We start from the raw sequence: 18,732 nt of genomic DNA, 5'->3' as shown, positions 1-18,732 counted from the left end.
CATGTTCGAAATTCTGATCCTGATGCTGGATGCCACCATCCGCACCGCGCCACCGCTGATCCTGGCCGCCATGGCCGGCATGTTCTGCGAGCGCTCCGGGGTGGTCAACATCGCCCTGGAGGGCAAGCTGCTGGCGGCGGCGTTCGCCAGTGCGGCGGCGGCAGCCGTCTCCGGCTCTGCCTGGATTGGGCTGGGTGCCGGGGTGGGCGTCTCCATCCTGTTCGCCCTGATGCACGGCTTTGCCACCATCACCCACCGCGGTGATCAGGTGGTGAGCGGCATGGCCATCAACATCCTGGCGGCCGGCCTGACCGTCACCCTGGGCCGTTACTGGTTCGATCAGGGCGGCCAGACCCCGGCACTGTCCGGCGCGGCCCGCTTCGCCCCCATCGACCTGCCCTATGCCAAGGAGCTGTATGACGTGCCGGTCATCGGCCAGCTCTACAGCGAGCTGCTGAGCGGCCACTCCCTGCTGGAGTACGTGGCGTTTGCCGCCGTACCGCTGGCCTGGTGGGTGCTGTTCCGTACCCGCTTCGGCCTGCGCCTGCGGGCGGTAGGCGAGGCCCCGGCAGCAGTCGACACCGCCGGTATCTCTGTGGTGCGCATGCGCTACACCGCGCTCATCATCGGCGGCCTGCTGGCCGGCATCGGCGGCACCTACCTGGCGGTGGCCCAGACCGCCCAGTTCATCCCCAACATGAGCGCCGGCAAGGGCTTCATGGCGCTGGCGGCGCTGGTGTTTGGCAAGTGGCGCCCCTGGAACGCCATGGCGGCCTGCCTGCTGTTCGGCTTCCTCGATGCGGTCGCCATCCGGCTGCAAGGGGTCAGCATCGGTGGTTTCCCGATCCCGGTACAGGCCATCGAGGCACTGCCCTACATCCTGACCGTGTTCCTGCTGGCCGGCTTCATCGGCAAGGCGGTGGCACCCAAGGCGCTCGGCACCCCCTACGTCAAGGAGCGGGAATAGTCCCGCCCTTCATGCCATGCAAAAGGCCCGCACATGCGGGCCTTTTTTATTGAGCGAAGTCAGCCGACGGGGCGCACCAGCGCAGGCTGAAGGGGATCGCTCAGCCGCTCCGCCAGATAGTCCACCAGCAGCCGCACCTTGGGAGAGAGATGGCGGTTGTGGGGATAGAGGGCCCAGATCCCCTCCGCCGGCGCCCGCAGCTCCGGCAGCAGCTCGATAAGCTCGCCTTGGGCCAGGTGGTCGCTCACGTAGTAGTCCGGCAGCTGGATGATGCCGATCCCCTTGAGCGCCGCATCCAGCAGGGCGTGGCCGCTGTTGCAGTGCAGCAGACCGTGCACCCGCACTCTGTGGGGACGGCCATCCAGGGTGAAGTGCCACTCGTCGCTGTTGCCCACCAGGCAGGTGTGGCGGGTGAGCTCGGAGAGACTGTTGGGCATGCCGTGGCGGGCGGTGTAGGCGGGCGAGGCGCACACATAGGGTACCCGTTGCGCCAGCTTGCGCGCCACCAGGCTGGAGTCCTTGAGGTGGCCGAGTCGCAGCGCCAGATCGTAGCCTTCGTGCACCAGATCCAGCAGCTGGTTGGTGAGGTTGAGGGTCACCTCCAGCTGGGGAAAACGCACCATGAAGTCGTTCACCAGTGGGGCGATGCGACTCTCACCGTAGGAGACCGGAGCTGTGATGCGCAGAGTGCCCTGCGGCACCGCCTGATGACGCCCCACCGCCAGCTCCGCCTCGTAGAGGTTGTCCAGCAGCTGGCGACAGTGGCGATAGTAGATCTCGCCGAGCTCGGTGAGCCGCACCTGGCGGGTGGTGCGCAGCAGCAGCTTGGCCTGCAGCCGATCCTCCAGCTGTGCCACCTGCCGGCTGACTTGCGCCACCGACACCCCCAGCTTGCGCGCCGCCGGGGTAAAGCCCCCCTGCTCCGCCACGCTGACAAATTCACAGATCCCTTCCCAGCCGAACATTATTACCTGTCTGTAAAAGTGATTTCAGATTTCGCCTTATTATCACCAAATAAGCGGGAAACTACACTGGATGTCCGAACCCATTCTCCTCACCCTGCTCAACAATAAGGACATCCGTCATGGCACAGGTTCAAAGCATCAAGTGTAAGGCCGCCATCGCCTGGGGCCCGGGCCAGCCCCTCTCCATCGAAGAAGTCGAGGTCATGCCGCCCCAGGCGGGCGAAGTGCGGGTGCGCATCGTCGCCACCGGCGTCTGCCACACCGATGCCTTCACCCTCTCCGGTGAAGATCCGGAAGGGGTCTTCCCCTGCATCCTCGGCCACGAGGGGGGCGGTATCGTCGAATCCGTCGGCGAGGGCGTCACCAGCGTCAAGGTAGGCGATCACGTGATCCCGCTCTACACCCCCGAGTGCGGCGAGTGCAAGTTCTGCAAATCCGGCAAGACCAACCTGTGCCAGAAGATCCGCGCCACCCAGGGCAAGGGGCTGATGCCGGACGGCACCACCCGCTTCTCCAAGGATGGCCAGCCCATCTATCACTACATGGGCACCTCCACCTTCAGCGAATACACGGTGCTGCCCGAGATCTCCATCGCCAAGGTGGACCCGGCCGCCCCGCTGGAAGAGGTCTGCCTGCTCGGCTGCGGCGTCACCACCGGCATCGGTGCCGTGATGAACACCGCCAAGGTGAAAGAGGGTGAGAGCGTCGCCATCTTCGGGCTGGGTGGCATCGGCCTCTCCGCCGTGATCGGCGCTCGCCTGGCCAAGGCCGGCCGCATCATCGCCATCGACATCAACGAGAGCAAGTTCGAACTGGCTCGCAAGCTGGGCGCCACCGACTGCATCAACCCGAACGACTACGACAAGCCCATCCAGGAGGTGATCGTCGAGCTCACCGACGGCGGCGTCGACTTCTCGTTCGAGTGCATCGGCAACGTCAAGGTGATGCGTGCAGCGCTCGAGTGCTGCCACAAGGGCTGGGGCGAGTCGGTCATCATTGGCGTGGCCGGCGCCGGCCAGGAGATCAGCACCCGTCCGTTCCAGCTGGTCACCGGCCGGGTCTGGCGCGGCAGCGCCTTCGGCGGCGTGCGCGGTCGCAGCGAACTGCCGAGCTACGTGCAGCGCTACATGCAGGGCGAGTTCAAGCTGGACGACTTCATCACCCACACCATGGGCCTTGAGCAGATCAACGAGGCGTTCGATCTGATGCACGAAGGCAAGAGCATCCGCAGCGTCATCCACTACTGAGCATGATCACCCCGCCCGCCATCGTGGGCGGGGTGCAGGAGTTCCCCCGATGAATCTGGACATAATCAGCAGCAACAAGAGCTTCGGCGGCTGGCACAAGCGCTACAGCCACGCCTCCGAGATGCTGGGTTGCGAGATGCGCTTCGCCATCTATTTGCCGCCCCAGGCCCTCACCGGCCAGAAGGTGCCCGTGCTCTACTGGCTCTCCGGCCTCACCTGCACCGATGAAAACTTCATGCAGAAGGCGGGCGCCCAGCGCATCGCCGCCGAGCTCGGCATCGCCCTGGTGGCACCGGACACCAGCCCACGCGGCGAAGACGTGGCGGACGACCCCGGTTACGATCTCGGCATGGGCGCCGGCTTCTACGTCAACGCCACCCAGCATCCCTGGCGCGATCACTACCAGATGTACGACTACGTCACCCGCGAGCTGCCCGAGCTCATCGAGACCCACTTCCCGGTCTCGACGAAGCGCGCCATCAGCGGCCACTCCATGGGTGGCCACGGGGCGCTTATCGCCGCCCTGCGCGAGCCAGGTCGCTACCGCTCGGTGTCGGCCTTCAGCCCCATCAGCCACCCGAGCCGCTGCCCCTGGGGCCAGAAGGCGCTTGGCGCCTACCTCGGCAACAACCCCTTGCTGTGGCAGGAGTGGGACGCCTGCCAGCTGCTGCGCCACCACCCGGTGACGCCGCTACCGACCCTGGTGGACGTGGGGCTGGACGATCCCTTCCTGGCCGAACAGCTGCACATCGACGCCCTGGCCGATGCGGCCGCCGGCAAGGAGTGGCCGCTGGAGCTCAACCGCCACCCCGGGTACGATCACAGCTACTACTTCGTGGCGAGCTTCATCGAGGCGCACCTGCGCTTTCACGCTCGCCACCTCTGATCGAAACAGGCCCGTGACGGGCCTGTTTTTTCTGGTCGGTGGACAAAACTAGTCAGCTGCCCTGCCGGCTCACCTCGCCGGAGCCGGCGATCTCGCTCTGCAGCACGGGATCGCCCCAGTAGCTGACCGAGCCCGAGCCGGCGATGCCCACCTTGAGCCGCTCCTGGGCCCGAACCTCCACGTCGCCGCTGCCGGCGATATTGACCTCCACCTCGCGCCCCTTCAGCTCGGCCCCCAACACATCCCCCGAGCCGGCGATGTTGAGCTCGATGGCCCTGGCCGTGCTGTTCCCCAGATCCAGGCTGCCTGCGCCCGCGATGTTGCCCTCCAGCCGATCCAGCTCGAGCCCGTCGGCGACGATGTCACCGACCCCGGCCACCGACAGCACCAGCGCCTCCCCCTTGAAGCCGCGCAGCTCGCCGTTGGCGACCCCTGCCAGTGCCAGCTCATGGAGCGCAGGCAGGGTGATGGTGATCTCCAGCGGCTCGGTCGGATCGAGCCGGTAACCGTCCTTCACCTCGATCTCCAGCTTGTCGCCCCGCTCGCTCAGCACCAGGTAGGGCAACAGGTTCTCCTGCCCGCGGATGCGCAATCCGCGCGGCTCGCCGGCCACCAGATGAACACTGGCAGGTACCCCGGCCAGCACCCGGGTCACCTGCCGGCCCACCCCGTGCTGCTGTTCGATCACGGCCCCCGCCCCGCTCACCCGGGTATCATCCAGCCAGCTGCACCCGCTGAGCCCGACCGCCAGCACCACGCCCATCATCCATTTCATCGCCACTCTCCTCATTGTGTATTGGCCAGTCGTGGCCCCTTGGTCAGCATCCATTGCAAAGCCTGCGCCAGTTAATCAACTGCATGATTTAAAAGAAAATATCTATTTTTACGCCACATGAGCACAACAAGTGGAGAGTCATTCAGACCATAAACTGGCGAATCTGACCATCCCCGAACGGGCAGGCGAACGGCCGATTGGCGAGCCGTTCACGGGGTCGCTATGCTGACAAGCCGTGGAAGTTTTTGGTTGCCGAGCCGGTCTGTTGAGCCAATAGTGGTACCTTGTGCGTACAAAGCTCTCCATTGCGGTAATGCCATTACCACTGTCTTGTCAGTCTTCACTGCCAACAAGGAGTCAGAGCGTGACCCAAGCCACTCTTCTCTATTCCACCGCCACCGGCCTGCCGGAACCGACCCGTACCCCGCAGCTGACCGGCAGCGATCCCGAACACAAGCGCCGCGAGCTGCTCGCCTACTTCTGCCAGACCTTCGATCTCTACGACTCGCTGTTCGACTGTCTGGCCGACGAGCGGGCCTGGTTTGACAAGGCGATCCCCCTGCGCCACCCGCTCATTTTCTACTACGGCCACACCGCCGCCTTCTTCATCAACAAGCTGCTGGCGGCCCGCCTCATCGAGGGTCGGCTCGATGCCCGCATCGAGGCCATGGTCGCCATCGGGGTGGACGAGATGAGCTGGGACGATCTCGATGAAACCCACTACGACTGGCCCTCCGTCAGCGAGCTGCGCGACTATCGCGGCCGGGTGCGCGCCCTGGTGTGTGATTTCATCGAGCGGATGCCGATCGAGCTGCCCATCCATTGGCAGAGCCCGGCCTGGGTCATATTGATGGGGATAGAGCACGAGCGCATCCATCTCGAGACCTCCAGCGTGCTGATCCGCCAGCTGCCGCTGGCCTGGGTGCGCAGCCAGCCCCGGTGGCCGGTCTGCCCCGAGGCGCGCCATCGCCGTGACGAGGTGCCCGCCAACAGCCTGCTGCCGGTCGCCGGTGGCCGGGTGCGGCTCGGCAAACAGGACGCCACCTACGGCTGGGACAACGAATACGGCGAGCGCCACATCGAACTGGCCCCCTTCCAGGCCAGCCGCATGCTGGTGAGCAACGCAGAATTTTTCGACTTCGTGCAGGCGGGTGGCTACCAGACCCGCGCCTGGTGGGATGACGAAGGCTGGGGTTGGCGCCAGTATGCCAAGGCCCGCATGCCCACCTTCTGGGTCGGCGACCCCCTCGAACCCGAGCAACTGCAACTGCGGCAGATGACCGAGCAGGTCCCTATGCCCTGGGACTGGCCGGTGGAGGTCAACCAGCTGGAGGCTGCCGCCTTCTGCCGCTGGCAGGCGGCCCAGACCGGCCTGCCCGTCCAGTTGCCGAGCGAGGCGGAGTGGATGCGGCTGCGCGAACAGCTGGCCGGCGATCAGCCGGACTGGATCGAGGCACCCGGCAACATCAACCTGGCCCGCTTCGCATCGTCCTGTCCGGTGGATGCCTGCCCGCAGGGCAGCTTCTTCGATCTGGTGGGCAACGTCTGGCAATGGACCAGCACCGCCATTGACGGCTTCGAGGGGTTCAAGGTGCATCCCCTCTACGACGACTTCTCCACCCCCACCTTCGACGGCAAGCACACCCTGATCAAGGGGGGCAGCTGGATCAGTACCGGCAACGAGGCGCTCAAGTCCTCCCGCTACGCCTTCCGCCGTCACTTCTTCCAGCATGCGGGTTTCCGCTATCTGGTCTCCCGTTATCAGGAACCCGTTATCGTGAATCCCTATGAAACCGACACGCTGGTCGCTCAGTATCTCGACTTCCAGTACGGACCGACCCACTTCGGGGTCGCCAACTACGCCCAGACCCTGGCCGGCCTGGCCAGCGAGCTGTGCCGCCGCCATGAGCGGGCGCTCGACATCGGCTGCGCCACCGGCCGTGCCAGCTTCGAACTGGCGCGCCACTTCGCCCACGTGGACGGGGTCGACTACTCGGCCCGCTTCATCGACGTGGCGCTGGCGCTCGCCAGCCAGGACAGCTTCCGCTACGCGGTGCCGGTGGAAGGGGAGCTGGTGGAGTATTGCGAGGCGCGGCTCTCCCGCCATGAGCTCGGCCGCCAGCAGAGCGAGCGGGTCCACTTCAGCCAGGGGGATGCCTGCAACCTCAAGCCCAGGTACGGCGACTACGACCTGGTGCTCGCCTCCAATCTGATCGACCGGCTGCGGGAACCCGCCCGCTTCCTGCGGGACATTGCTCCGCGCCTTCGCAGCGGCGGCCTGCTGGTGCTCACCAGCCCCTACACCTGGCTGACCGACTACACCCCCAAGGCCAACTGGCTCGGCGGTGTGCGCGAGAACGGCGAGGCCCTCGGCACCTATCAGGCGCTGCAGCGGCTGCTGGCGGCGGAGTTCGAGGAGCAGATGCCCCCGCGGGACGTCCCCTTCGTCATCCGCGAGACCGCCCGCAAGTACCAGCACACGGTGGCCCAGCTCACCGTCTGGCGCAAACGCTGACGAGGCGACAAACGAAAGAGGGAGGCCCATGGCCTCCCTCTTTTTTATCCGGACCGCTTACCCTTGTTGAACCTGGGGCGCGGCCTCCTGCTCGCGGTAGCGACGGGCCAGCACGGCGCACACCATCAGCTGGATCTGGTGGAAGATCATCAGCGGCAGCACCATGACCCCGACGCTAGCGGCCGGGAACATGACGTTGGCCATCGGCACCCCGTTGGCCAGGCTCTTCTTGGAGCCGCAGAAGACGATGGTGATCTCATCCGCCCTGTTGAAGCCGAGGCGGCGGCTGATCCAGATGTTCCAGCCCAGCACCAGTGCCAGCAGCACACAGCTCAGCAGCACGATACTGGCCAGATCGTACCAGCCTACTTGATGCCAGATCCCCTGCACCACCGCCTCGCTGAAGGCCACATAGACCACCAGCAGGATGGAGCTCTGGTCCAGCTTGCCAATGAGCGGCCGGTGGCTGTCGACCCAACGGCCGATGAGCGGGCGCGACAGGTGGCCCACCACGAACGGCAGCATCAGCTGCACCATGATGGCCTGAATGGAGTGCCAGGTATCGACCCCCTCCCCCTGCACATTGATCATCAGCCCCACCAGCACCGGCGAGAGGAAGATGCCGAGGATGCTAGAGGCCGAGGCGCTGCACACCGCCGCCGACACATTGCCGCCAGCCATGGAGGTGAAGGCGATGGCCGACTGCACGGTGGCGGGCAGGGCACAGAGGTAGAGGAAACCGAGGTAGATGGCCGGGCTCAGCCAGTGGGGCACCAGCGGCGTGAGCAGCAGCCCCAGCAGCGGGAACAGCACGAAGGTGCTGGCCATCACCACCAGGTGCAGCCGCCAGTGGCCGAGGCCCGCCAGCAGGTTCTGGCGCGACAGCTTGGCGCCATGCATGAAGAACAGCAGCGCCACCGCCAGCTTGGTCAGCAGACCGAACCAGACGGCCACCTGCCCCTCGCAGGGGAAGAAGGAGGCCAGCGCGACCACCACAATCAGTACAGAGGTAAAGGGATCCAGACGCACGAGCGGTCTCCGGTGAAAGCAGATCCCGTCCCCGCGCGGGGCCGGTGATCGGGGACGACAGGAAACACAACAGGAGCTGTGGCACAGCTCCTGTTGAAACGAATCCCCAGCTTACCCCGATAAACGGAAGGCGCAAAGTTGAGCGACCCCTCTTTATCTGCCGGAAATTAAGCAAGCCCGGCTGGCCACCGGATCCGGCCAGCCTTGTGCTTCAACTCTGCTTGGCCAGCTTGCCGCCGGCTGTGCCGGTGGCCTGCTTGCGGGCTTGGCGCTTCTCGAAGCGGGAGATCCACCAGTAGGCCAGCGCCGAGAAAACCGCGGTCATGAAGACATTGATGAAGAAGGCGCGCACCAGATCTACCCCGCTCGGGAAGGCGGAGGCGCTCATGCTCACCACGAAGATGGCGATCAGCACCGACACCACCGCCATCCCGAAGGTGCGCGATCCCATGCGGAACTCGCGCGGGGTGTCGTCATGTTTCCAGCGGAACACGAAGTAGGCCACCATGATGAAGATCGGCGGCAGCATGGCAGTCCCTGCAGTGAGATTGATGGCGGTGTTCATCATCTGCTGCACCGACTCGGAGCCGAACCCGTTGACCACCAGCATCACGAACACGAAGACAAACTGCCACCAGGCGGCACGCACCGGCACGCCGTGCTCGTTGAGCTGGGTGGTCTTCTCGCCGTAAACCCCCTGCGGGATCTCGGAGAAGTGGATCTTCACCGGCGCCGAGGTCCACATCATCATGGAGCCGAACATGGCGATGAACAGCACCACGCCGACGAAGCGGCCCACCAGCGCCTCCGACAGCTGGAAGTACTGCGCCATGCCGGTGAAGATCTCCACCATGCCACCGGCATAGGTGAGGCTCTCGCGCGGCACGAACACGTTCACCAGCAGGGAACCGACCGCATACATGGCACCGATGACGATGCCGGCACTGATGATCACCTTGATGAAGGACTTCTGGCCGCCCTTCACGTCATTGAGGTAGGCCGCCGCCGTTTCGGCACCGCCCGCCGCCTGGAAGATCCAGCACATGATACCGAGCGTCGCCCAGTTGATGGTGGGAGTCATGGCTTCCAGGGTGATGGGCTGGGCCGGCACATGATCGCCACTCAGAGCCATCAGGGCGCCCAGCACATAGATGGCGAACAGGGCAAACACGCCGTAGGCCACGATCTCGGCAATCTTGCCGAGCCAGCTCGCCCCCTTGGTGGAGATGTGGGTCGCCGCCGCAAACAGCACGATGGAGATGACCGAGGTGACCATGGGCGAGAAGCTGTACTCATAGCCCAACATGGCGTAGGAGGCGTAGGCGATGACATTGGGCAGCAGGGAAACGAACCAGAACAGGTTCACGAACCAGTAGAGAAACGAGCCCAGATAGGCCATCCGGGTGCCGAGCGGTTTTTTAAGCCAGTCGTACATCCCCGACTCGGAGTTTTTGTTGGCCGAGACAAACTCGGCGATGATGAAGACGAACGGGATGAAGTAGACCAGGGTCGCCAGCAGGAAGATGGGGGCGGAGCTGAGCCCCAGCTCGATGTTGTTGTTGACGATGTTGCGCACGTTGAACACGGCGGCAAAGGTCATCGACAACAGGGCAAACTTGCCTATGGTGCCGCGTACGGATTCAGACATGGTGTCCTCCAGTGGACTCGCGCTCCCTGCGGGTAACGCTGTGACTCTGTGATGTGTTCGGCAAGGGTCTGTCGGCCCTGCGCTTTACTCTCTTGTTATGATCGGGCCGCTTGGACGGCCTCGTTGGTAAACCGGTGCAATCTCACCGCACCGGCTCGCAATCCCGTTCAGACGATCGGGGTGCCCGGCGCCATCGGCACCCGCGGTTGCAACAGCACGCTCTGGCTCTCATCCGGGGTCTCGGCGCAGAGCAACATGCATTCGGAGCGCTCGCCGCGCATCCTGGTGGGCTTGAGGTTGGTCAGCACCACCACCTCGCTGCCCATCAGCTCATCTTCGCTGTAGTAAGGCACCAGACTGGTGACGGTCTGCAGTGGCCGCTCGCCACCCACGTCGATCTGGACGATATAGAGTTTGTCGGCACCGGGGTGGCGCACCACCTCCAGCACCTTGCCCACCTTCATCTCGACCCGCTTGAATTCGGCAAACTCGATCGTCTCGCTCATGCTCTTTTCCTTTTCTGGTTCAACGGTTTGCGGGTGGCCAACAGCCACCCGGCTTGATGGGGAGTCAATGCAGTGCTCATGACGGCTGGATGACCGCCTGCGCCGCCGGCTGGGCCTCTTTCGCACGCGCCTCGGCACTGAGGGAGGCCTCGTATCGGTTGTACTTCCACCAGGCGAAGCCGAGGAAGATCAGGATCCCGCCGACGTTGTAGAAGACGATGGTCATGATGTCGGCGCCGGTCGGGAAGGTGGAGGCGAGGAAGCCCACCGAGAAGATGGCTATCAGCACCGAGACCACGGCGATGCCGGTGGTGCGCGAACCCATCTTGAAATCCCGCGGCAGATGGTCGAGCTTCAGCCGCAGATTGAGGTAGGCCAGCATGATGAACAGCGGCGGCAGCATGGAGGCGGCGGCGGTCATGTTGATGACGGTGTTCATCAGATCCTGCGCTGTGTTGGAGCCCAGGGTCGGGATCACCATCAGCGGCAGCACGATGAGGTACTGGATCCAGGCTGCACGGGCAGGCACGCCGTTCTCGTTCAGCTCGACCGTCTTCTTGCCGAAGATGCCGGCCGGGATCTCGGAGAAGAAGATCTTCACCGGGGTCGCGGTCCACATCAGCAGGGAACCGAACATGGCGGTGAAGGAGACCAGCCCGACGAAGCGGTTCATCAGGATCTCCGGCAGGCCGAAGTAGGCTGCCAGCCCCTCGAACACCTGTACCGAGCCGCCGGTATATTTCAGGGTGTCGCTGTGGACGAACACGTTGATCAACAGAGACGCGATGGAGTAGAGCACGCCGATAAAGATCCCGGCGACGATGATCACCTTGACGAAGGACTTGGAGCCGCCCTTCACGTCATTGACGTAGACCGCCACCGACTCGGCGCCACCGGCTGCCATGAAGATCCAGGTGGTAATGCCGAGGAAGGCCCAGCTGAAATCGGGGACCATGGCCTCTACCGTGATGGGGTCGGCTGGCTGCACGCCGCCCACCAGTGCCGCACCCGCCAGCAGGGTGTAGGAGAGGGTCAATAGCAGCATCAGGGACGAGGTCACCGAAGTGATGGGGCCCAGCATCTTGGCGCCGTTGGTGGAGACGTAGGTGGCAAAGGCAAACAGCACCATGCTCAAGGCCGTGGTCGCCACCGGGGTGAGAATGTACTCGTAGCCGAGGAAGGCATAGGAGGCGTAGGCGATGACCCGCGGCAGCAAGGAGGTGAAGAAGAAAAGGTTCACGAACCAGTAGGTGTAGGCGGAGATAAAGGCCCAGCGACCGCCGAGGGAACTCTTCACCCAGGCATACACCCCCGCTTCGGAGTTCTTATTCAGTGACACAAATTCCGCAATGATCAGGCAAAACGGAATGAAGTAAAAAATGGTGGCCAGAAAGAACATCGGTGCCGAGGCCAGACCGATTTCGATGTTGTTGTTGATGACGTTGTTGAAGCTGAATACCGCCGCGAAGGTGAGCGACAGCAGACCAAACTTGCCTATCGTATTGCGTTTGGAATCAGACATGGTGCATCTCCAGACCTGTAGTTATCTCGCGAAAGAGCGGGGCATGATTTGTAGGGTGAGCCCCGCCCTTCCGGCTTTGTCAGTGCAGAACCGGCGGCTTGTTATTTGTTTTTGAAGTAGCCGCCTTCGACGGTGACCTTGATGATCAGCTTGCGCACCGGGCTGTCGCCTGTGAACCGGTACGCCTCGTCGTTCTCGAAGATCACCACCTGCCCGTTGCCCACCTGCTGGCGCTCACGCACCTCGCCAGCCAGCCACTCGCGGTCTGTGGTGTCGTCATAGGCCCGCTCGACCCGCAGATCCGACTTGGCAGCCCACTCCACCGTCTCCACCCCTTCCAGGTAGTAGTGAACGTCGAAGTAGCGGCGCTGCCCCTCGAACAGTGAGGTGGCCGGGCTGGCCCCCTCCTGCAAGCGGTAGGTGAGGGAGTCGCCGATGGAGTGGCAGATGCCGGGCTTGAGGTTCGGCAAGTTGTTGATGGCCTCCACGCAGCGGCCCCACTTCTTGCCCTCCCGGTAGATGTTTTTGAACAGGGTCAGGTTGTCCAGGGTGATCATGCGAGGTTCCTCCCGCCGTTGATGGTGAGATCGAGCCCGGCCAGCGCAGCCGGATTGAGGTTGCCACGGGCGATGGGCAGCAGGGTCAGACCGAAGCTGAACGGCTCGAAGCGCACCCGCCAGGAGTCCAGCACCTCGGAGCCCCAGGAGTTGGAACCGAGTCCCAGCACCTTGTGATCCAGATTGAGGGTGAGATAACCACAGGGCTCCAGCTCGTTGATGTGCTGCGCCGCGTGGATATGCTCCCAGCTGTAGGGCCAGACGCTCAGGTTGATGGGGGCATCGGGCCGCACGTAGAGACCGGCGCCGTGACGGTTGGTCAATGTCGCCCAGCGCACCTGTTGACGGTTGCCGTTGTCCTGCGGGAAGGGGTAGTGCTCCCACATCTCGCCCACCGAGCTCTGGAAACTGTCGATCCAGTTGCTCTGGCGGCTGTCCTGATAGTTCTCGCCCGGCCCCATGCCGTAGTAGTGCACCCGGTCGAGATCCTGACGAATGCCCAGCTCGAAGCCGATCTTGGGAATGATGTCGTCATAGCCGCCGTAGGGCTGACCGGACAGCGCCACGTGCAGCTGGCCGTTCGGACTCAGGGTGTAGACGTAGCGGCAACGCATGCCGAAATCGAACACCGGCGGCGCGATCAGACTCTCCACCGTTACCTCGACCGCCTCGCCCAGCTGACGCCAGCTCAACGTGCGGAAGTGCTCCTGCATGATCTGCAGGTGGTTCGGGTGCCACAGGCTCTCGTACTCCTGCTTGTGGTTGTCGATCATCGGCTTGAAGAAGGTGAGACGCGGCGAGTGCTCGATAAGCTCATTGCCATCCTGCTGCCAGCTCACCAGCTTGCCATCGAGGCGCGAGAAGCGCAGGGCAAAGCCGCTGCCGCTCAGGGTCAGGTCGAGGCGCTCGTCGGCGATATGCAACGGTGTGGCGTTGGGATTGGCAAAGGGCTGCAGCTGACGAGTCGACTCTTTCAGCTGGAACTGGTACTGGCCCAACTCGTGCTCCGCGGCGCTGTAGCGGGTGGCACTGGCCTTGATGACCCGCAGCTGGACGAAGGTTTCCCGCCCATCGAGGGACGGCAGCTCAAGCTGCAACTCAGTGGTGGCACCGGGAGCCACCCCTTCCAGCCGGATCTGCTGGCTGGCCAGCAGTTCGCCTTCGGCCTTCACCTCGACCAGCAGGCGGATGTCGTCGAGATTGGAGAACCAGTAGCGGTTTTCCAGCTCAAGCCGGCCGCTCGCCAGATCCAGCGCGCGCACCTTGACCGGGCAGATCACCTGCTTGTATTCGCGCAGGCCCGGCCCCGGGGTCTGATCCGGATAGATGAGGCCATCCATGCAGAAGTTGTAGTTGTTGGGATAGTCGCCGTAGTCGCCGCCGTATTTGTAAACGGGGCGCCCCTGCTCGTCCTGATCCAGAATGCCGTGATCGCACCACTCCCAGATGTAGTGGCCCTGAATGTGGGGATGACGGTCGAACACCTGCTGATATTCGCTCAGGCCACCCGGGCCATTGCCCATGGCATGGGCGTATTCGCAGAGAATACGCGGCTTCTCCATCGGGAACTCGCCGAAGCAGTTCATCTGGGAGACGCGGGAATACATGGTACTGACCACATCCACCACCTCGGCATCGCGATCCTCTTCGTAGTGCACCAGCCGGGTCGGGTCGATCGCCTTGCAGCGCTGGTACATGGTTCTGATGTTGCAGCCGTAGCCGGACTCATTGCCGAGCGACCAGATGATGATGGAGGGATGGTTCTTCTGGGCGTGCACGTGGCGCTCGATGCGATCCACGAACACCGGCTCCCAGAAGGGGTCATCGGTGATGCGGCTGAGATCGCCTACGTTGGCAAAGCCGTGGGTCTCCACGTCGGTCTCCGCCATCACGAACAGACCGTACTGATCGCACAGCTCGTAGAAGCGCGGGTCGTTCGGGTAGTGGGCGGTGCGTACCGAGTTGAGGTTGTGCTGCTTCATCAGCACTATGTCGCGTTCAACACGGTCCATGCCGACCGCGCGGCTCTTGAGGTGGTCGTTGTCGTGGCGGTTCACCCCGTGCAGCTTGAGGTAGTGGCCGTTGACGTAGAAGAGGCCATCCTTGACCTTGATTTCACGCACCCCGACCCGCTGCGGGATCACCTCCAGCAGCTCGCCCTGACCGTTGTAGAGGGAAAGTTGCAGCTGGTAGAGGTAAGGGTCTTCGGCGCTCCACAGATGGGGGTTGGCCAGATCCAGCGTGAAGCGGCAATCACACTTGCCATCGATGGCGAGATGATCGAGCGAGCCGCTGGCGATCTCGCTGCCCTGATCCAGCAGCGACCAGACCAGACGGTGATCACGGGCAGGTGCCCCCAGGTTTTCCAGCTGGATATCGCAGCTCAGGGTAGCGCTCTGATTGTCATCCGCCAGCACAGTGCGGATGAAGAAGTCCTGCACATGGGCGGCCGGTTTGCCCACCAGATAGACGTCGCGGAAGATCCCCGCCATCCACCACATATCCTGATCTTCGATATAGGTGGAGTCAGCCCACTGCATCACCCGCACTGACAGCAGGTTCTCGCCAATATTGGCGTAGGCACTGATATCGAACTCGGCGGTGAGGCGACTGCCCTTGCTGAAACCGACGTAGTGGCCGTTCACATAGACCTCGAAGTAGGTCTCCACTCCGTCAAACTTGATGATCACCTGTTCGCCGTCCCAGGCCGGGCTCAGCGTGAAGCTGCGTTGATAGGCGCCGGTGGGGTTGTTGGTCGGCACGAAAGGTACGTCGATGGGGAAGGGAAAACCTTCGTCGGTGTACTGCAGCTGACCATGTCCTTCCATCTGCCACATGTTGGGCACGGTGATCTGGTCCCACTCGCTCATGGGGCTGTGATAGAAGGCCTCCGGCACCTGCAGGGGGTGGTCGAAGTAGTGGAACTGCCACTGGCCGCTAAGGCCCAGAAAACGGCGGCTCAGCTCGCGCTGCATGGTGGCCGCCAGCGCATGGTCGGCATAGGAGAAGAAGTAGGCATGCGGAGCCAGCCTGTTTTCACCAACGAATTGGACGTTTTCCCAATTATTCACATGTCCTCCCGGAACAAGGCAACGTTAACTGGGTAAACTCTAGATAAACATTTACTAAATATCAGTTTTGTATTGGTAAAGTTTTAACCTGATCACAATGTATGGATGGTTTTGTGAGCGAGATCAGAGGCGGGAGATAAAGGAGAGCAAGCTATAGAGGAGTGGCATGGATGTTGATAATAGTTGGCTGAACTGCAATAAAATCAACTATAAAACAATATGATATGACGTCGTGGGATGATATGGGAAGGCGGTTTGCTTGGGAGGGTGGTCGCACCACCGCAAGATGGTGCGACTAAAAACAGGATAGTTTTACTAAAATTATCGCGTAGTACCGCGCAGGGTCAACTTGCTCGGTACCAGCACCCGCAGCGGGATATCGCGCTCGTCACGCAGCCGCTCAACCAGCAGATTGACCCCCTGGGAGCCCATCAACTCGGAGTGGATCCGCACCGTGGAGAGCGGCGGGAAGGTGAACTTGGCGGTCGGAATATCGTTGACGCTGATCAGCTCGATCTGCTGGGGAATCGCTAGTCCCTTCTCGTGGATGGCACGCAGCACGCCGATGGCGATGGAGTCGGAGGCGACGAACAGCGCCTTGGGCCAGTCGCCGGCCAGCATCTCTTTGGCCAACTTGTAGCCGGAGGCGCTGGAGAAATCTCCGCGATAGAGGTCGCTCTCCTGCACCACACCAAGGCGCTGACCGTAGTCGAGGAAGGCCAGCTCGCGCAGATCCGGGCCATCATCCTGGCCGCCGATATAACCGATGCGCTGGTGTCCCTGGGCGATGAAGAAGTCCACTACCTGCTGGCTGATCAGCGCCAGATCCACGTCAATCGAGTCAAAGTCACCCTGAGAACGGCAATCCACGAACACCAGCTGGGCAGAGAGGGAGTGGAGCGCGGCAAGACGCTCTGCGGGAAGATGGCCGATGACCAGGATACCGTCGACGGCGGAGAGATCGCGCCCCTCGGCACCGTTGTAGAAGTGGGTCAGCTCGATGTTGAGTCGGGCACACTGGGTCTCGATGCCATAGCGGATGGCCAGATAATAGGGGTCGTTGACCTCGGTGCTCTGCGGGTAGGCATAGACCGCCAGGAAGTGCAGTTTGCTCTTGTGAACCCCCTTGCGGGCGCCGCTGGTCTTGTACTCCAACCGCTCGGCGATCTCGAAGATCTTCTGCTTGGTCTCTTCCTTGACGCTCAGCGTCGGATCTTCATTGAGCACCCGCGACACGGTAGCCTGGGAAACCCCTGCCTCCAGTGCAATTTCCTTCAACGTGGCCATGCATACTCCTCTGGCGATGACTCCCGACAATACCAGACCAAGAGTAACGGGCAACGTGCTGACATCCCAGCATTTTTACTAAAAGAAACCCATCAGGACGGCAAAATTCCTATGCAAAAAGGCCTCCCGAATGGGAGGCCTCTTCTAAATAGGTGCCTGACAGTGTCCTACTCTCGCATGGCGAATGCCACACTACCATCGGCGCTACCGCGTTTCACTTCTGAGTTCGGTATGGGATCAGGTGGTTCCACGGCGCTATTGCCGTCAGGCAAAAGCTTTACTACTTCAATAATGGTGCTGATACCCAGAGTCGAACTGGGGACCTCATCCTTACCAAGGATGCGCTCTACCAACTGAGCCATATCAGCACACTAACCGGTAAAGACCGCACTGTGTGCGCTATCTAAATCTTTTGTCCAATACAACCTGACGTTGTATCGCGACCAACCACATCGCTGTGATTGCTTAATTGATGCCTGGCAGTGTCCTACTCTCGCATGGCGAATGCCACACTACCATCGGCGCTACCGCGTTTCACTTCTGAGTTCGGCATGGGTTCAGGTGGTTCCACGGCGCTATGGCCGCCAGGCAAATTCTTCAATCTAAGAAAGCTGATTTTGTTGTTCGTTCTCGGTATCTGCTACAAGCCTTAGAACACTTCTTGGGTGTTGTATGGTTAAGCCTCACGGGTAATTAGTATGGGTTAGCTCAACACGTCGCCGCGCTTACACACCCCACCTATCAACGTTGTGGTCTCCAACGGCCCTTTAGGACCCTCAAGGGGTCAGGGATGACTCATCTCAGGGCTCGCTTCCCGCTTAGATGCTTTCAGCGGTTATCGATTCCGAACTTAGCTACCGGGCAGTGCCACTGGCGTGACAACCCGAACACCAGAGGTTCGTTCACTCCGGTCCTCTCGTACTAGGAGCAACTCCCTTCAATCATCCAACGCCCACGGCAGATAGGGACCGAACTGTCTCACGACGTTCTGAACCCAGCTCGCGTACCACTTTAAATGGCGAACAGCCATACCCTTGGGACCGACTTCAGCCCCAGGATGTGATGAGCCGACATCGAGGTGCCAAACACCGCCGTCGATATGAACTCTTGGGCGGTATCAGCCTGTTATCCCCGGAGTACCTTTTATCCGTTGAGCGATGGCCCTTCCATTCAGAACCACCGGATCACTATGACCTACTTTCGTACCTGCTCGACCTGTCCGTCTCGCAGTTAAGCTGGCTTATGCCATTGCACTAACCTCCTGATGTCCGACCAGGATTAGCCAACCTTCGTGCTCCTCCGTTACTCTTTGGGAGGAGACCGCCCCAGTCAAACTACCCACCAGGCACTGTCCGCGACCCAGATTCATGGGCCTGCGTTAGAACATCAAACATACAAGGGTGGTATTTCAAGGACGGCTCCAGCGCAACTGGCGTCACGCCTTCAAAGCCTCCCACCTATCCTACACATGTAGGTTCAATGTTCAGTGCCAAGCTGTAGTAAAGGTTCACGGGGTCTTTCCGTCTAGCCGCGGGTACACCGCATCTTCACGGCGAATTCGATTTCACTGAGTCTCGGGTGGAGACAGCATGGCCATGGTTACACCATTCGTGCAGGTCGGAACTTACCCGACAAGGAATTTCGCTACCTTAGGACCGTTATAGTTACGGCCGCCGTTTACCGGGGCTTCGATCAAGAGCTTCGCTTGCGCTAACCCCATCAATTAACCTTCCGGCACCGGGCAGGTGTCACACCCT

General features: G+C 62.0%; 13 protein-coding genes, 1 tRNA gene and 3 rRNA genes (1 of these 17 running past the window's edge). 4 read left to right on the top strand and 13 right to left on the bottom strand.

What is annotated here, in order from left to right:
• Nucleotide 1 precedes the first annotated feature (1 nt).
• Complete coding sequence (locus C2U40_RS23665; RefSeq protein ID WP_016349044.1) at nt 2–967, top strand: ABC transporter permease; 966 nt, start codon at nt 2–4, stop codon at nt 965–967.
• A 59-nt stretch (nt 968–1,026) separates the two neighbouring features.
• Here C2U40_RS23665 and C2U40_RS23660 read toward each other — a convergent pair whose 3' ends face one another.
• Nucleotides 1,027–1,932, bottom strand: a complete 906-nt coding sequence (locus C2U40_RS23660) for a LysR substrate-binding domain-containing protein (protein ID WP_103829010.1) — start codon at nt 1,930–1,932, stop codon at nt 1,027–1,029.
• 119 nt (nt 1,933–2,051) lie between these two features.
• Between C2U40_RS23660 and C2U40_RS23655 the strand changes: the two genes are divergently transcribed.
• Nucleotides 2,052–3,179: an S-(hydroxymethyl)glutathione dehydrogenase/class III alcohol dehydrogenase gene (locus C2U40_RS23655; protein WP_005307638.1), complete on the top strand. Its 1,128-nt coding sequence runs from the start codon at nt 2,052–2,054 to the stop codon at nt 3,177–3,179.
• A 49-nt stretch (nt 3,180–3,228) separates the two neighbouring features.
• Nucleotides 3,229–4,065 carry an S-formylglutathione hydrolase gene (fghA, locus tag C2U40_RS23650; RefSeq protein ID WP_103829009.1) on the top strand — a complete coding sequence of 279 codons (837 nt, stop codon included), beginning with the start codon at nt 3,229–3,231 and terminating at the stop codon, nt 4,063–4,065.
• Between the two features lie 52 nt (nt 4,066–4,117).
• On the opposite strand, the gene C2U40_RS23645 is transcribed toward fghA, so the two are convergent.
• Nucleotides 4,118–4,840, bottom strand: coding sequence for a head GIN domain-containing protein (locus C2U40_RS23645; protein WP_103829008.1), 723 nt, complete (start codon nt 4,838–4,840; stop codon nt 4,118–4,120).
• 364 nt (nt 4,841–5,204) lie between these two features.
• Here C2U40_RS23645 and ovoA point away from each other — a divergent pair, with 364 nt between their 5' ends.
• A complete protein-coding gene (ovoA, locus tag C2U40_RS23640) occupies nt 5,205–7,355 on the top strand; it encodes a 5-histidylcysteine sulfoxide synthase (RefSeq protein ID WP_103829007.1) in 2,151 nt (716 codons plus the stop codon).
• Between the two features lie 57 nt (nt 7,356–7,412).
• On the opposite strand, the gene C2U40_RS23635 is transcribed toward ovoA, so the two are convergent.
• The 11 genes from C2U40_RS23635 to C2U40_RS23585 all read right to left on the bottom strand — a co-directional run.
• Entirely contained in the window at nt 7,413–8,384 is a 972-nt protein-coding gene (locus C2U40_RS23635; RefSeq protein ID WP_103829006.1) for a bile acid:sodium symporter family protein, read from the bottom strand.
• 211 nt (nt 8,385–8,595) lie between these two features.
• Complete coding sequence (locus C2U40_RS23630; RefSeq protein ID WP_103829005.1) at nt 8,596–10,032, bottom strand: amino acid permease; 1,437 nt, start codon at nt 10,030–10,032, stop codon at nt 8,596–8,598.
• 167 nt (nt 10,033–10,199) lie between these two features.
• The gene (locus C2U40_RS23625) at nt 10,200–10,538 is read right to left on the bottom strand and encodes a tRNA-binding protein (RefSeq protein ID WP_005357433.1); all 339 of its coding nucleotides are present in this window, start codon (nt 10,536–10,538) and stop codon (nt 10,200–10,202) included.
• Nucleotides 10,539–10,614: 76 nt separating this feature from the next.
• Nucleotides 10,615–12,060, bottom strand: coding sequence for an amino acid permease (locus tag C2U40_RS23620; protein ID WP_103829004.1), 1,446 nt, complete (start codon nt 12,058–12,060; stop codon nt 10,615–10,617).
• A 101-nt stretch (nt 12,061–12,161) separates the two neighbouring features.
• Nucleotides 12,162–12,617 carry a beta-galactosidase subunit beta gene (locus C2U40_RS23615; RefSeq protein ID WP_103829003.1) on the bottom strand — a complete coding sequence of 152 codons (456 nt, stop codon included), beginning with the start codon at nt 12,615–12,617 and terminating at the stop codon, nt 12,162–12,164.
• Nucleotides 12,614–15,688, bottom strand: a complete 3,075-nt coding sequence (ebgA, locus tag C2U40_RS23610; RefSeq protein WP_103829002.1) for a beta-galactosidase subunit alpha — start codon at nt 15,686–15,688, stop codon at nt 12,614–12,616. Before ebgA ends, C2U40_RS23615 begins: the two co-directional genes overlap by 4 nt.
• A 321-nt stretch (nt 15,689–16,009) precedes the next feature.
• A complete protein-coding gene (gene ebgR, locus C2U40_RS23605; RefSeq protein ID WP_029302426.1) occupies nt 16,010–16,975 on the bottom strand; it encodes a transcriptional regulator EbgR in 966 nt (321 codons plus the stop codon).
• Nucleotides 16,976–17,129: 154 nt separating this feature from the next.
• Nucleotides 17,130–17,244: ribosomal RNA gene (gene rrf / locus C2U40_RS23600) — 5S ribosomal RNA — on the bottom strand.
• A gap of 23 nt (nt 17,245–17,267) precedes the next feature.
• Nucleotides 17,268–17,343 (bottom strand) — tRNA-Thr (locus tag C2U40_RS23595).
• Between the two features lie 106 nt (nt 17,344–17,449).
• A 5S ribosomal RNA gene (gene rrf / locus C2U40_RS23590) occupies nt 17,450–17,564 on the bottom strand.
• 83 nt (nt 17,565–17,647) lie between these two features.
• A 23S ribosomal RNA gene (locus C2U40_RS23585) occupies nt 17,648–18,732 on the bottom strand; it runs 1,804 nt beyond the window's last position.

Origin of the sequence: Aeromonas sp. ASNIH4 (genome assembly GCF_002934425.1) — a bacterium.
GTDB lineage: Bacteria > Pseudomonadota > Gammaproteobacteria > Enterobacterales > Aeromonadaceae > Aeromonas > Aeromonas hydrophila.
The sequence above is the reverse complement of the archived record's forward strand: the minus strand, read 5'-3'. Positions and strand labels throughout refer to the sequence as shown.

What these genes read in the sequence shown, in the direction of transcription:
- C2U40_RS23620 (WP_103829004.1), bottom strand. Translation starts at nt 12,060, where the DNA reads ATGTCTGATTCCAAACGCAATACGATAGGCAAGTTTGGTCTGCTGTCG.
- C2U40_RS23645 (WP_103829008.1), bottom strand. Translation starts at nt 4,840, where the DNA reads ATGAAATGGATGATGGGCGTGGTGCTGGCGGTCGGGCTCAGCGGGTGC.
- fghA (WP_103829009.1), top strand. Translation starts at nt 3,229, where the DNA reads ATGAATCTGGACATAATCAGCAGCAACAAGAGCTTCGGCGGCTGGCAC.
- C2U40_RS23630 (WP_103829005.1), bottom strand. Translation starts at nt 10,032, where the DNA reads ATGTCTGAATCCGTACGCGGCACCATAGGCAAGTTTGCCCTGTTGTCG.
- C2U40_RS23625 (WP_005357433.1), bottom strand. Translation starts at nt 10,538, where the DNA reads ATGAGCGAGACGATCGAGTTTGCCGAATTCAAGCGGGTCGAGATGAAG.
- ebgR (WP_029302426.1), bottom strand. Translation starts at nt 16,975, where the DNA reads ATGGCCACGTTGAAGGAAATTGCACTGGAGGCAGGGGTTTCCCAGGCT.
- C2U40_RS23615 (WP_103829003.1), bottom strand. Translation starts at nt 12,617, where the DNA reads ATGATCACCCTGGACAACCTGACCCTGTTCAAAAACATCTACCGGGAG.
- C2U40_RS23665 (WP_016349044.1), top strand. Translation starts at nt 2, where the DNA reads ATGTTCGAAATTCTGATCCTGATGCTGGATGCCACCATCCGCACCGCG.
- C2U40_RS23655 (WP_005307638.1), top strand. Translation starts at nt 2,052, where the DNA reads ATGGCACAGGTTCAAAGCATCAAGTGTAAGGCCGCCATCGCCTGGGGC.
- C2U40_RS23660 (WP_103829010.1), bottom strand. Translation starts at nt 1,932, where the DNA reads ATGTTCGGCTGGGAAGGGATCTGTGAATTTGTCAGCGTGGCGGAGCAG.